Genomic DNA, 13,133 nt, shown 5'->3' on the forward strand with positions numbered 1-13,133 from the left:
GGGCGCCGACCGGCGCCCTTTTTTGTTACAATCAACCACTACCTATTGGATGCGACGATATTGACACCTCGAAAGCGAAAATTCACGACGAAACAATATTGCGCATCTGCATCTCTCAGAGTAACAGCATTACCAAGGCGACTAAATTTGGAGGATTCCTAAATGGCACGTACAGCACTCGTTACCGGCGGCTCCCGCGGCATCGGCGCAGCAATTTCCAAGGCGCTCAAGGCCGAAGGGTACAACGTTGCAGCCACCTATGCGGGGAATGACGAAGCCGCTGCGAAATTCACCGAAGAAACCGGCATCGCCACCTACAAATGGAACGTCGCCGACTATGATGAATCGAAAGCGGGCATCGAAAAGGTTGAGGCCGAAGTTGGTCCGATCGACATCGTTGTCGCCAATGCGGGCATCACCCGCGACGCGCCATTCCACAAGATGACCCCGGAACAGTGGCATCAGGTGATCGACACCAACCTGACCGGCGTATTCAACACCGTCCACCCGGTCTGGAACGGCATGCGCGAGCGTAAGTTCGGTCGTGTCATCGTCATCAGCTCGATCAATGGCCAAAAGGGTCAGTTTGCGCAGGTGAACTATGCCGCCACCAAGGCCGGTGACCTGGGTATCGTCAAATCGCTGGCGCAAGAGGGCGCACGTGCAGGCATCACTGCAAACGCGATCTGCCCTGGCTATATCGCAACCGAGATGGTGATGGCGGTTCCGGAAAAAGTACGCGAATCGATCATCGGCCAGATCCCGGCCGGTCGTCTGGGTGAGCCTGAAGAAATCGCACGTTGTGTGGCGTTCCTGGCGTCTGACGATTCTCAGTTCATCAACGGCTCGACAATTTCGGCCAACGGTGCTCAGTTCTTCGTCTGATCCGATTGGACAGCATTAGACGCCCGCCAGTTTGGCGGGCGTTCTCTTTTTGCGGTGGAGACTCGCCCACACTGCAACCCAAGCCAGAAAAACGTCGCGATTTGTGCTATCATGCTCCCATTCTTTTAAAGGAGCATTTGATATGAAATTCGTGATGTCCAATCGACGAGCCGGTAAGTTTCGCGAACAGGAAAAAATGGCTTCGCGCGATGCATTGAGCGCAGCTCTGGCCTTACCATCAAGCACAACACATATGCTGTCTGATCTGGCTCCGCCTGATGATCTGGCGCGCCGCAGCGTCGTCATGGAGGGCACAGAGGGCGAAATGCAGGCCCTCGCAGCCACCAGCACAAACGATGTCATTGTCGAGCCTCTGATCATGCACGAACGCGTTGGAGGCGCTCGCAGCCTGTTTGCAGGCACCAATGTGCCAGTCATCGACCTGTCCCATACTGCCGGATCCGGGCTTTTGTTCGAAATCGAGGTACGCGGTGGTGGCAGGGGCCTGCCTTTTGCCGGTGTCACACTTTTTCTGCGCGCCCTTGGTGGTGATGTCGCGCGCGTTGAAGGCATGACTGACGCAAGCGGTATCGCAGTTTTTGACGTCGTCCCTTCGATGCAGCCGCTGGCATATATCGTCAGCCCATATGATGGTTTCTGGTCACGACAGGTCATGGTTGCAGGTCCAAAGACGACGGTGGTTTGCGACAAGCTGCCGGGCAATCGCAGAATCGACTGGTGGCACCGGGCAGTTGGAGTAAACTCATTTGAGGCCGATGCGGGGGATGGAATCGCCGTTGGTGTGATCGATACAGGGTTCGGCCCCCACCCCCATCTGATAGGTACCGATCACGGGGCTTTCATCGACAATCAACACGATCCGGTCGCCGGGGCAGATGTCGACATTCATGGCTCGCATGTTGCCGGCAGCATTGGTGGTCGGCCCGGGGGCCAGATGGTACAGGCCGGTGTTGCGCCGGGTGTTGATCTGCACTCCGCGCGCGTATTCCCGCCCGATTCTGGGGCTTCGAACGTCGATATCGCCAACGCGATTGACCATCTGAGCAAGGCCGGAGCAGACCTGATCAACATGAGCCTCGGTTCTCCGGTAAAATCCGAACTGGTGGAGGATGCGGTTCAGGACGCAGCGGAACGAGGAACGCTGTGCCTGTGTGCAGCCGCCAATGACGGTGGTCCACCGGTCAAATTCCCGGCCGCCTTGTCGGAAACCGTCGCAATCTCAGCCGCGGGGAAAATCGGGACAGCTCCGGATACCTCGACCTCGGGAAATCAACTGCCGCAGGAGCCATGGAAATTCGGGCTGGATGGGTTCTTTCTGGCACGATTCTCGAATTTCGGCCCCGAGATTGATGCAATTGCTCCCGGCGTCGGCATCATCGCTACGGTTCCCGAGCGCCACGGCTTTGTCGCCCCGTATTCCGCGCTGGATGGTACTTCGATGGCGACACCTGTTGCTTGCGCGACGCTTGCCCGGGTTCTGGCAAAGGATGCCGCATATCTGTCGTTGCCCCGGAACATTCACCGCTCGAACATGGCGCGACATATCCTGACGCAAATCTGTGTTACTATCGGCCTCGCACCTGAGTTTCAGGGGCACGGAATGCCGCGCGATTGATCGGATTTATATGCAGGAGCGGGAATGACGGACTATGTGATGGCCATACGCCGCGAGCGGCGCGGCTCGGAACCTGCAGACCTGACACAGCAGATCACCAATGTACCTGGGGTCATGAATGTAACGCCGGGACCATCTGGCCGGATTGTGATTTCGGCAAGCCCCGCAGGCATTGCCGAAGTGAAGAACCGGTTTGGTGAACTGTGCCGGATCGAACCGATCATACTGCACGACCTGTCGAAAAAAGGTCGGTAGATTCGAAAAAGGCCGATCCCAAAGGGATCGGCCCCTCTTTTTATCCCGTAAGAACGCGCGCGCTGCGTTCAGCGGGAACCAAAGAACCAGTTCCAGATCTGCCTGATGGCTTTGCCGCGCTCGGCATGCGCGCGCAGAATTGCGCGGTGCGCAGCTGGGTTTGTGGTCATCTCGATCATTGCACTTCCCCTTTTGTAAAGGTGAACTTGACTTGTCTCTAAGATGCCTGTTGTTTTTAAAAGCTACAAACGAGAGTTTTCGAGAGTTCAGTTTAGAAATTCTTACCCGATATGACCGATCGCCTTCCCCCTTTGACTGCCCTGCGCGCGTTCGATGCCGCTGCCCGGCACATGTCCTTTGCAAAAGCAGCGGACGAGTTGAACGTGACGCCCGCCGCCCTGTCCTTTCAGATCAAATCGCTTGAAGAGCATCTGGGCCAACCGCTGTTTCGCCGCCTGAACCGTGCCGTTGAACTGACAGAAGCAGGACGCTCGCTTGCTCCGGGCGCCGCTGAAGGGTTTGCAACGTTGCAATCAGCATGGGCCGCGACACGCAGATTGCAGGACAACACCACGCTGACCATCACTGCGGGACCGGCGTTGACCGCAAAATGGCTGGCGCCTCGCCTGTATGAATTTGCCCGTGCACATCCGGAAATTGACCTTCGGTTTTCTGCCACGCTGCGCAGCATGGATCTGGAGCGGGACGACGTGGATGTCGCGATCCGGTTTGGGTACGGACAGGATGACGGTTTGTATTCTGTACCTGTGCGGAAGGAATGGCTGACGCCTGTGATGACGCCCGAATTGGCAGAGCAATTCACGACACCTCAGAGTTTGAAAGACGCACCCCTGATACACGACGATTCCATCGGGTTCTTAAAACCTGCGGTCGATTGGCCCGCTTGGTTCAGGGCGGTTGGCGTGAATTTTGTGCCCGAACATGGCGCCCATTTCTCTAACGCTGATCATGCAATTGACGCAGCTGTGGCCGGGCTGGGTGTTGCCCTTGGCCGCCGACCGATGATTATCAAGGATGTGCTGGAGGGGCGCCTAGTTGCGCCATTCAAAACCGCCATCGAAACCAATGCCCGTTTTCGGTTTTTGTGCCTGCCCGGCGCTGAAGATCGCCCCCAGATCAAGGCGTTTCGTGATTGGTTTCTGGCAGAAATTGAAAAAACCGCGCATATCTCGGATGGATTCGAAATCATTCCGGTCGAGGATATCCCGCAACATGACTAAGACCCGTGCGACAGCAATTGGATTTGTGGCCGTTCTGCTGTGGTCACTGCTTGCGCTTTTTACAGTTGGCTCCGCTCCGACCCCACCCCTGCTGCTGAATGCGATTTGCTTCAGTATTGGCGGTACACTGGGAATGATCTGGACATACGCATCGGGCGGACTGCGCCAGTTGCGCGATATCAACTGGAAAATCTATCTCTTCGGCGCTGTCGGGCTGTTCGGATATCACGCATTGTATTTTTCGGCCTTGCGCATGGCCCCTGCGGCCGAGGCGGGGCTGATTGCCTATCTCTGGCCTCTGCTGATTGTTTTGCTGTCAGGTCTGCTGCCGGGAGAGAGCTTGCGCCTTGGACATCTGATCGGTGCCTGTCTTGGTTTTTCCGGCGCGGCGCTGATCATAACCGGAGGCGGCAGTGCAGGGTTCCAGCTTGATCACCTGCCAGGATACGCCCTGGCCCTGCTTTGCGCTCTGACATGGTCTGGGTATTCGGTTCTGTCGCGACGTTTGGGCGAGACACCGACCAGCTCGGTCGCTGTTTTCTGTGTCCTGACGGCAATCGCGTCATGGATGCTGCATTTCGCACTGGAAGAAACCATTTGGCCGGAAACGCCAATCGCATGGGCGTCTACACTGGCACTTGGGCTCGGGCCTGTTGGTCTTGCTTTTTATGTCTGGGATATCGGGGTCAAGCGTGGTGACATTCAGATGCTTGGAACCAGCTCATACGCGGCACCGCTTCTGTCTACGCTTGTTCTGGTTTTGGCCGGGATCGCTATGCCGTCTTGGTCATTGGCGATCGCGGCGCTGCTTATCACTGGCGGTGCCATCATTGCGGCACGCGCCAGCTTCCATTCTTAAGTAGAAAGGCGTTCGATCTCTTCTTTTAGCCTGAGCTTTTGTTTTTTCAGCTGAGCTATGTGGAGATCGTCAATGCCGGGCGAGCGCTGGGCTTGTTCTACTTCGAGACTGAGGTGTTCGTGCTTCTTCTTCAGTTCGGTCAGATGTGCGCTCACGCTCATGGCGATCCTCCTTCTCTCGTATAAGTGTCACGTAAGAAGTTGATCACATCGTTTCCACCCTGTCACGCTGCAGACGCACAGAATCTGTTATAAATCCGACAATTTCGGCTGGTCATTGCCTATCGCGCGGCTGGCCAGGGCAATTCAGCCCCTTCGCGCAGGATTTTCATCACTTCGGGCGTGTAACTTTCACCATCGCGAATATGTCTTTCACCGACGTGCAAAACCAATGGTGCGTGAAGTTTGAAATCAGCCCGACCACCCTTGCGCGCGCGCAGTATCAACAGCTCGGCCGCCCTGCCAATCCGTGGGCCAAGAGGCAGGATTTCGACCGACCCCAGTCGCCCCGAACAAGCAGACAACATGTCCGGCAGCCGTTCGACACGCTGGATCATGTGCAGATAACCGCGCGGGGCAAGACGTCGGGCGGCTACTTCGATCCAATTGGCCAATGGTGTTTGTTCACCGAGTGCGATTTGGCGACCGTTATCGGCGGCAGGGCTGTGCGCTCCGAGGCGATAATACGGTGGATTGGCAATAACGTGATCGAACTGCCGCTGCCTGAGTTCAGACGGTAAAGCGGACAGATCTGCCTGAACAACTTCGAAATTCGCGCCGTTTTCTACAGCGTTTTTGCGCGCCAGCTCAGCGTATTCAGCCTGCAATTCAACTCCTGACAGGTGAAGTCCCGGAACGCGCGCAGCAAGGCATAGCGCCGCAGCCCCTGCCCCGCAGCCCAGCTCGAGTACAGACTGGCCGGATATTGCCGGAACAGATGCCGCCAGAAAAACAGGATCTACACCAGCCCGGTATCCGTCAACGGGCTGCCAAAGCCGGACACGGCCGCCCAGAAAATCGTTACAGGTCAGTTCGTTGTCGGCAAACCCGCTCATCTGCCCAGCGGGATCTCATTGTCACGCATCACCCGCTCGGCCCGATCAAGATCATCCGCCCGAACCATCAGCCGTCGCGGAAAAATTCCAATGCCACCTTCGAGGATGCTCATATTTACGTCCATCTGAAAGCAGTCTATATCCTCGCCCTCAAGGAGAGCGGATGCAAAGGCCAGAATGGTGGGATCGGTGCTGCGCAGAAGTTCTTTCATGGGGATGGATGTAAGGGCAAGGCGGGACGGAAGTCGAGCCTTGTATCAGGAGTGTGATGAATATCAGCACGATCTCGAAACCGCATGAGCGACTGGCGGACATTCTGGCACCGGAAATGGAGGCCGTGAATGAACTGATCCGGACGCGCATGGCGTCGGAACATGCACCACGTATCCCCGAAGTGACGGCCCATCTGGTCGAAGCTGGCGGCAAACGCCTGCGCCCGATGCTGACCCTCGCTGCAGCCCGGCTGTTTGGCTATCCAGGGGATCACCACGTGCGTCTCGCAGCCACAGTCGAATTCATTCATACAGCTACGTTGCTGCATGACGATGTTGTGGATGAAAGCGCCCAGCGTCGCGGACGCCCCACAGCGAACCTGCTTTGGGACAATAAATCCAGTGTTCTGGTAGGTGACTACCTGTTTTCCCGCAGTTTCCAACTGATGGTTGAAACCGGTTCGCTGCGCGTGCTGGACATCCTTGCAAATGCATCCGCGACGATCGCAGAAGGCGAAGTCCTGCAAATGACCGCCGCCACCGATCTGCGCACGGATGAAAGCGTGTATCTGCAGGTGGTTCGCGGCAAAACCGCCGCGCTGTTTTCCGCAGCCACTGAAGTTGGCGGCGTGATCGCGGGCGCGACCGAAGAACAGGTCAAGGCCCTGTTCGATTACGGCGACGCCTTGGGTATTGCATTCCAGATTGCAGACGATCTGCTGGATTATCAAGGTGATAGCAAGGCGACCGGCAAGAATGTCGGCGACGATTTCCGCGAGCGCAAGCTGACTCTGCCGGTGATCAAGGCAGTCGCTCAGGCAACGCCGGAGGAGCGCGCCTTTTGGGAGCGCACAATCGAGAAAGGCCGTCAGGAAGACGCCGATCTGGATCACGCCCTGAGCCTGATGAACAAATACGGCACGCTGGATGAAACGCGCTCTGACGCATATGGCTGGGCCGCCAAGGCAAAGACCGCGCTGGATGTGCTGCCCGATCATGAAATACGCAATCTGTTGCGTGATCTGGCCGACTACGTGGTCTCGCGCCTCAACTAAGCTGCGTGGCGCGGCACCACCAGTTGGGAAAGGCCGCGCCAATTTCATAAGCTGCGAAATGGGCCGCTTTCATCGACGGATAGAGCGCAAAGCAGGTAGACCCTGATCCAGACATCCGCGCGAGCAGGGCGTTTCGGGTTGCGCGCAACTCATCAAGTGTCCGTTCGATTTCAGGCGCCAACGCCTTGGCAGGCGCTTCCAGATCATTGCGTTGTTCACCCAGCCACTCCGCCCAGTCTTCGGAGGTTTCAAGCGCAGGAATATTTTCTGGCATTGGCGGGTTGAGCCGTGATGCGAGTGCTTTGAATATCGGTCTCGTCGGCACCTCCACACCCGGATTAACCAGCAGCGCTGCCAGTGGTGGCAGAACAATCGGGGTTATCTCTTCACCAATGCCCCGCATTCGGGAGGCCTGGCCTGCCACACAAACGGGAACGTCTGCCCCCAGGGACAACGCCACATCGGGTGAGACATCAAACCCCTGCTCGGACAGCACCTTCAACGTAGCCGCAGCATCTGATGAACCGCCTCCTATCCCAGCACCATGCGGAAGAACCTTGTTGAGGCTGACATGCCCTGACCAACCTGCAGCCTCGGCCGCTTGCCATACGAGATTGCGGCTATCCGTCGGAACACCCTCGGCAAACTCGCCCGCCACCTCCATTGACAAGTTGGGCGCAGGCGCAAATATCAGATCATCACCGACATCCGCAAAGGCAACCAGCGAATCCAGCAAGTGATAGCCATCCGTGCGCTGGCCGGTCACATGCAGGGTCAGGTTGATCTTGGCAGGCGCAAAAGCCTTAATTGCCATTGGCGACCTTCAATGGTTCAGCACCTTCCTCGGAAAGCACCAGATCCAGGCCCACATCCAGCTTGCGACGGATACGTTCCGGATCTGCTTCGCCATCGGTATCCTCGGGGTCGATGAACGACAGCGCTCGCTTCCACTGGAACTCAGCCTCACGTTCCCTGCCTACAGCCCAGTACACATCGCCCAAATGATCATTCACGACCGGATCAACCGGCATCAACTCGACGGCGCGTTCCATATGATCAACGGCCTCATCGTAGCGGCCAAGGCGGAAAAGGACCCAGCCAAGGCTGTCAACGATATAGCCGCTGTCAGGGCGCGCTGCGACGGCGCGTTCGATCATGTCCAGCGCCTCATCCAGTTTCTCGCGGCGTTCTACCAATGAGTATCCAAGGTAGTTGAGGACCTGAGGTTGATCCGGGTTCAACTCCAGCGCCCGCCGGAAATCAGCCTCGGCATTTTCCCAGTTTTTCAGGCGCTCGTGCGAGATACCACGGGCATAATGCAGGAACCAATTTCCACCCGAGTCGGTTTCGGTCAGTTCGATGGCTGTGTTGTAGGACTTGATCGCCGCCTCGTAATTCTCCTGCTGGCGCTCAAGGTCCGCAAGCGCAACATGGACGCTGGGCAGACCCGGTTGGCGGGCAGCCAGATTCTGCAGCACTTCTACGGCGGCATCATTTTTTCCTGAACGGCCCAGAACTTCGGCACGACCCAGTTCAGCAGCGTGGTAATCCGCACTATCCGCTGGAACTGACCGATAAGCAGCCACGGCCAAATCATACTGTTTCAGCGCATCCAGCAATTCCGCGCTCAGCAATATTGCATCTATGTGATCGGGCCGCAGGAACGCAGCGATACGTGCATAAAGCAGGACATAATCGGGGGCAGCTTCTGTATTCAGCGCGGCGCCAACCGAGAAAAAGACCTCGGCCATGCCATCCTGCGCAGAACCCACATGGGTGAATGGCAGCGTTTCCCCCGCTTTCAAACGGTTCACATAGCCATCAATGGACGGATCGTTTCCGGCTGCGAATACCTCGTCCAGAAACTGCAACGCGTCTTCGTTGCGGTCGAGTTGCGATAGCACCTCGACCCGTGCCAGCACAGCGCGACGCGAGAAACGGGATACGGCACCACCATTTGCCTGGAAAACCTCTTCGGCCCCTTCGAAATCACCAACTGAAGCCAGCGCCATCGCCTTGTGATACAAAGCAAAGTCCCGCAACCCTTCCTGAGTTGCGACTTCGTCAAACTGCTCCATAGCCTTGGTCATTTCGCCCTGACCGATATAGGTCCAGGCAATCATCAGCCCGTCAACTAGTGGCCCTACGCCCTGTGTTTCGGGGTCCCGCGCGAGAAACTCATCCAGTTTTCCTTCGGACACCAGGCTGGCTGAAATGACCATTTTCGCGGCCTGGCTCGCCAGATCGCTTTCTTCCATCCTTTGCGCAATGGGCAATGCGCCCTCGACCTCGCCCAGCGCAAGACGGGCAACGAGAACACTCTCAAGCAACTGTTCATTTTGCGGATCGAATTTCAGCGCCTGCGCATAGTATTTCTCAGCGGCAGTATAATCGCTTTCGTAAACGGCCTGGCGCCCAGCCAGATAAGACCCCGAACCGGTATCTGAAAGAGCCGGCAACGCGAATGTCGAGGTAATAAGCACGGTCAGAGCCGCGCGACGAACCAGGGAAACCACCAAAATCCTGCCTTATTGTCATTGACTGACCGTAAAGCTAGGGCTTTGGCCTGAAAGAGGCAATGGCAGAGCCTTCACGACCCTGCCAGTGCCCGTGTTTTTGCCTACATGTTCGGATAGTTCGGTCCGTCACCACCCTGCGGCGTCGTCCAGGTGATATTCTGGCTCGGATCCTTGATGTCGCAGGTTTTGCAGTGGACGCAGTTCTGGAAGTTGATGACGAATCGCGGACCGTCTTCATCTTCGACCATTTCGTATACGCCAGCCGGGCAATAGCGCTGCGCCGGTTCATCGAACTTGGGCAGGTTGACCTTTACCGGGATTTCCGGGTCGGTCAGCTTCAGGTGGCAGGGCTGGCTTTCCTCGTGGTTGGTCATCGCGAAGGACACGTTGGTCAAGCGGTCAAAGGACAGCGTGCCATCGGGTTTTGGATAGTCGATCGGCTTGTGCTTGCTGGCCTCTTCGGTCGCCTCGGCATCGTTCTTGCCGTGGCCCAGCGTACCCAGAAGCGAGAAGCCCAGCGTGTTGGTCCACATGTCCATACCGCCCAGCACCAGCGAAGCGGTCAGGCCATATTTCGACCACAGCGGCTTGACGTTCCGCACCTTCTTCAGGTCTGCGCCGATGGCTCCATCGCGAACATCAGCTTCATAGGCGGTCAGTTCATCGCCCGAACGCTCGGCCTTGATGGCATCATACGCAGCCTCGGCCGCAGCTTTACCCGACAGCATGGCGTTGTGGTTGCCCTTGATGCGAGGCACGTTGACCATGCCCGCCGAACAACCCAGCAGCGCCACACCCGGAGCCACAAGTTTCGGCATCGACTGATAGCCGCCCTCGGTGATAGCGCGGGCGCCGTAAGCGACGCGCTTGCCGCCTTTCAGCAGCTCGGCAACCATAGGGTGGTGCTTGAAGCGCTGGAATTCCATGTAGGGGTACAGGTGCGGGTTCTTGTAGTTCAGGTGAACCACAAAACCGACATAGACCTGATTGTTTTCAAGGTGATAGATGAACGACCCGCCACCTGCGTTGCTGCCCAGAGGCCAGCCCATGGTGTGCGTGACCGAACCTTCCTTGTGCTTGGCCGGGTCGATCTCCCAGATCTCTTTCATGCCAACGCCGTATTTCTGCGGCTCTTTGCCAGCAGACAGGTCGTACTTGGCGATGACTTCTTTCGACAGCGAGCCGCGGACACCTTCCGACAGGAAGACATATTTGCCGTGCAGCTCCATGCCCGGCTCGGTGTTCGGACCGTAGGACCCATCGGGTTCCAGACCGAACACACCAGCCACGACGCCTTTGACCTCGCCATTGTCGCCGTAAACCAGCTCAGAACAGGCCATACCCGGGAAGATTTCAACGCCCAGCTCTTCGGCTTGTTCAGCCATCCAGCGGCAGACATTGCCCATCGACACGATGTAGTTGCCGTGGTTGTTCATCAACGGCGGCATCGGGAAGTTGGGGATGCGGATCTTGCCAGCCTCACCCAGCATGTAGAAATTGTCTTCGTGCACAGGCACGTTCAGCGGTGCACCTTTCTCTTTCCAATCCGGAATCAGTGCATCCAGACCGCAAGGATCAAGGACCGCACCGGACAGGATATGCGCGCCTACTTCGGAACCCTTTTCAAGCACCACGACGTTCAGGTCAGCGTCCAGCTGTTTCAGACGGATGGCGGCCGACAGACCCGCAGGGCCTGCACCCACGATCACCACGTCATATTCCATCGCTTCGCGTTCAATTTCGGCCATCGCGGGCTCCTTAGCTAACTTTTCCGAATTGGCGCTCTCATTGCATGGTTCGCGCAATTTTGTTTCACGGCTGATTACCCGTTGTGAAAGACCTTGGTCAATCAAAACACGGCGTAACATCGCTGCAATGCGGCAGTTCACCCCTCTGGAGCGTCACCCATGAGGTATCTGGGACCGCTACCATGCGATTTTGCCCGGTCATCGGGGTTATATAGGGCACATTTCGGCAAACTCAGGCACCCACACCCGATACACCCGTCCAGATTATCCCTTAGTCGGATCAGGGTATCGATTCGCTGGTCCAGATGAGAACGCAGGCCCTTGCTGATTTCCTTCCAATCCTTGGGGGTCGGCGTACGGTTCCCCGGCAGACCGGACAATACCTCTCGGATTTCAGGCAGGGTCAGTCCGAATTGCTGGGCGATCATGACAAAACTCAGCCGCCGGATATCTGCCCTCTGATAACGTCGTTGTCCGCCCGGGTTTCGCCAGGGCGAGATCAAACCCTGTGCTTCGTAGTACCGGATCGCAGAAACTGCCAATCCGGTTCTGCGTGCCAATGCCCCTATCGACAACCCATCTGATACGGCCATCTGAATCTCCAAATAATACCTTGACCTTAAGTTAGGTTTAGAAATTACGGTGAGTCGGGACAAGCCAAATCTGAAAAGGAGATCCCATGATGGCAACTTTGGAACATACCAACTTCACCGTTCGCGACCCCAAAGCCTCGGCTGAATGGATGCACAAGGTGTTTGACTGGAAAACCCGCTGGGAAGGCCCCGCAATCGCTGGTGGGTACACCGTGCATGTGGGCAGCGCCCATACTTACCTTGCGCTCTACGCACCCGGTAATCCAAAGCCGTCGGGCGAAAGCAGCTATGACATCGTCGGCGGGCTGAACCATGTCGGTGTTCTGGTCGAAGATATAGACGCCACCGAGGCAAAGGTACGCGAGGCGGGCTTTGAGCCCCACAATCACGCCGACTACGAGCCAGGGAAAAGGTTCTACTTCGAAGATGATAATGGCATCGAATTTGAAGTTATCAGCTACGACTAGGCCGTATTCCGCGCGTTGGTGAGCATAGCCCTCTTGCAATCCCCGCCCTGATTGGTTCAGGTAATGGCTAACCCCATCTGTCGCCCCGACGCTTTAGTGCGGCGGGGCGACTCAATTTCTGCGTGGACGACAAGAGAATGGAAAAAATTCCAATGACGCCTGCTGGCAACGCCGCGCTCGAGGCGGAACTGAAAAACCTCAAATCCGTCGAGCGCCCGGCGATCATCGAAGCCATCGCTTCGGCGCGTGAGCTTGGCGATCTGAAAGAAAATGCCGAGTATCACTCGGCCCGAGAAAAGCAGGGCTTTATCGAAGGCCGCATCAAAGAGCTGGAAGGCATTCTGTCTCTGGCCGATGTCATCGACCCCAAAAAACTGGCAGGCGCCATCAAATTCGGTGCCAAGGTCACGCTGGTGGACGAAGACACCGATGAAGAAAAAACCTGGCAGATCGTTGGTGAGTACGAAGCCAACATCGAAAACGGTCTGCTGAACATCAAATCCCCCATCGCCCGTGCCCTGATCGGCAAGGACGAAGGTGACAGTGTAGAGGTTCGCACACCCGGTGGTGTGCGGTCCTATGAGATTCTGAGTATCCAGTACTCCTGAC

15 protein-coding genes are annotated in these 13,133 nt (G+C 56.9%); 8 read left to right on the plus strand and 7 right to left on the minus strand.

Annotated elements, in window-relative coordinates:
* The first annotated feature begins 162 nt into the window (after window positions 1-162).
* The 5 genes from phbB (at window position 163) to yddG (ending at window position 4,876) form a co-directional block, all read left to right on the plus strand.
* The gene (phbB, locus tag GOX61_RS07145) at window positions 163-885 is read left to right on the plus strand and encodes an acetoacetyl-CoA reductase (RefSeq protein WP_155149791.1); all 723 of its coding nucleotides are present in this window, start codon (window positions 163-165) and stop codon (window positions 883-885) included.
* 142 nt (window positions 886-1,027) lie between these two features.
* A complete protein-coding gene (locus GOX61_RS07150; RefSeq protein WP_170332425.1) occupies window positions 1,028-2,521 on the plus strand; it encodes a S8 family peptidase in 1,494 nt (497 codons plus the stop codon).
* Between the two features lie 24 nt (window positions 2,522-2,545).
* Window positions 2,546-2,776 (plus strand): hypothetical protein, encoded by a 231-nt coding sequence (locus GOX61_RS07155; protein WP_170332428.1) that lies wholly within the window; start codon window positions 2,546-2,548, stop codon window positions 2,774-2,776.
* A 290-nt stretch (window positions 2,777-3,066) separates the two neighbouring features.
* Entirely contained in the window at window positions 3,067-4,017 is a 951-nt protein-coding gene (locus tag GOX61_RS07160) for a transcriptional regulator GcvA (RefSeq protein ID WP_170332430.1), read from the plus strand.
* Window positions 4,010-4,876: an aromatic amino acid exporter YddG gene (gene yddG / locus GOX61_RS07165; protein WP_170332432.1), complete on the plus strand. Its 867-nt coding sequence runs from the start codon at window positions 4,010-4,012 to the stop codon at window positions 4,874-4,876. Before GOX61_RS07160 ends, yddG begins: the two co-directional genes overlap by 8 nt.
* Here the strand turns inward: yddG and GOX61_RS07170 are convergent.
* The 3 genes from GOX61_RS07170 to GOX61_RS07180 all read right to left on the minus strand — a co-directional run bounded on the left by GOX61_RS07170 (window position 4,873) and on the right by GOX61_RS07180 (window position 6,142).
* Window positions 4,873-5,037 (minus strand): YdcH family protein, encoded by a 165-nt coding sequence (locus GOX61_RS07170; RefSeq protein ID WP_155149761.1) that lies wholly within the window; start codon window positions 5,035-5,037, stop codon window positions 4,873-4,875. The two genes, yddG and GOX61_RS07170, sit on opposite strands and share 4 nt — an antisense overlap.
* Before the next feature lie 119 nt (window positions 5,038-5,156).
* Complete coding sequence (locus GOX61_RS07175) at window positions 5,157-5,930, minus strand: tRNA1(Val) (adenine(37)-N6)-methyltransferase (protein WP_170332434.1); 774 nt, start codon at window positions 5,928-5,930, stop codon at window positions 5,157-5,159.
* Window positions 5,927-6,142 (minus strand): putative signal transducing protein, encoded by a 216-nt coding sequence (locus tag GOX61_RS07180; RefSeq protein ID WP_155149757.1) that lies wholly within the window; start codon window positions 6,140-6,142, stop codon window positions 5,927-5,929. Before GOX61_RS07180 ends, GOX61_RS07175 begins: the two co-directional genes overlap by 4 nt.
* Window positions 6,143-6,198: 56 nt before the next feature.
* Between GOX61_RS07180 and GOX61_RS07185 the strand changes: the two genes are divergently transcribed.
* Entirely contained in the window at window positions 6,199-7,197 is a 999-nt protein-coding gene (locus GOX61_RS07185) for a polyprenyl synthetase family protein (protein WP_155149755.1), read from the plus strand.
* On the opposite strand, the gene GOX61_RS07190 is transcribed toward GOX61_RS07185, so the two are convergent.
* The 4 genes from GOX61_RS07190 to soxR all read right to left on the minus strand — a co-directional run bounded on the left by GOX61_RS07190 (window position 7,190) and on the right by soxR (window position 12,057).
* The gene (locus GOX61_RS07190; RefSeq protein WP_170332436.1) at window positions 7,190-8,011 is read right to left on the minus strand and encodes a 4-(cytidine 5'-diphospho)-2-C-methyl-D-erythritol kinase; all 822 of its coding nucleotides are present in this window, start codon (window positions 8,009-8,011) and stop codon (window positions 7,190-7,192) included. The two genes, GOX61_RS07185 and GOX61_RS07190, sit on opposite strands and share 8 nt — an antisense overlap.
* The gene (locus tag GOX61_RS07195) at window positions 8,001-9,716 is read right to left on the minus strand and encodes a tetratricopeptide repeat protein (protein ID WP_217353789.1); all 1,716 of its coding nucleotides are present in this window, start codon (window positions 9,714-9,716) and stop codon (window positions 8,001-8,003) included. The genes GOX61_RS07190 and GOX61_RS07195 overlap by 11 nt, the downstream gene beginning before the upstream one ends.
* A 101-nt stretch (window positions 9,717-9,817) precedes the next feature.
* The gene (locus tag GOX61_RS07200) at window positions 9,818-11,464 is read right to left on the minus strand and encodes an electron transfer flavoprotein-ubiquinone oxidoreductase (protein ID WP_170332440.1); all 1,647 of its coding nucleotides are present in this window, start codon (window positions 11,462-11,464) and stop codon (window positions 9,818-9,820) included.
* 137 nt (window positions 11,465-11,601) lie between these two features.
* A complete protein-coding gene (gene soxR / locus GOX61_RS07205; RefSeq protein WP_155149747.1) occupies window positions 11,602-12,057 on the minus strand; it encodes a redox-sensitive transcriptional activator SoxR in 456 nt (151 codons plus the stop codon).
* Window positions 12,058-12,143: 86 nt separating this feature from the next.
* Here soxR and GOX61_RS07210 point away from each other — a divergent pair, with 86 nt between their 5' ends.
* Entirely contained in the window at window positions 12,144-12,524 is a 381-nt protein-coding gene (locus GOX61_RS07210; protein ID WP_170332442.1) for a VOC family protein, read from the plus strand.
* A gap of 137 nt (window positions 12,525-12,661) precedes the next feature.
* Window positions 12,662-13,132, plus strand: a complete 471-nt coding sequence (greA, locus tag GOX61_RS07215; RefSeq protein WP_155149743.1) for a transcription elongation factor GreA — start codon at window positions 12,662-12,664, stop codon at window positions 13,130-13,132.
* Window position 13,133: the final 1 nt, after the last annotated feature.

The organism is Ruegeria arenilitoris (assembly GCF_013030265.1).
In the GTDB taxonomy this organism is placed as follows: domain Bacteria; phylum Pseudomonadota; class Alphaproteobacteria; order Rhodobacterales; family Rhodobacteraceae; genus Ruegeria; species Ruegeria arenilitoris_E.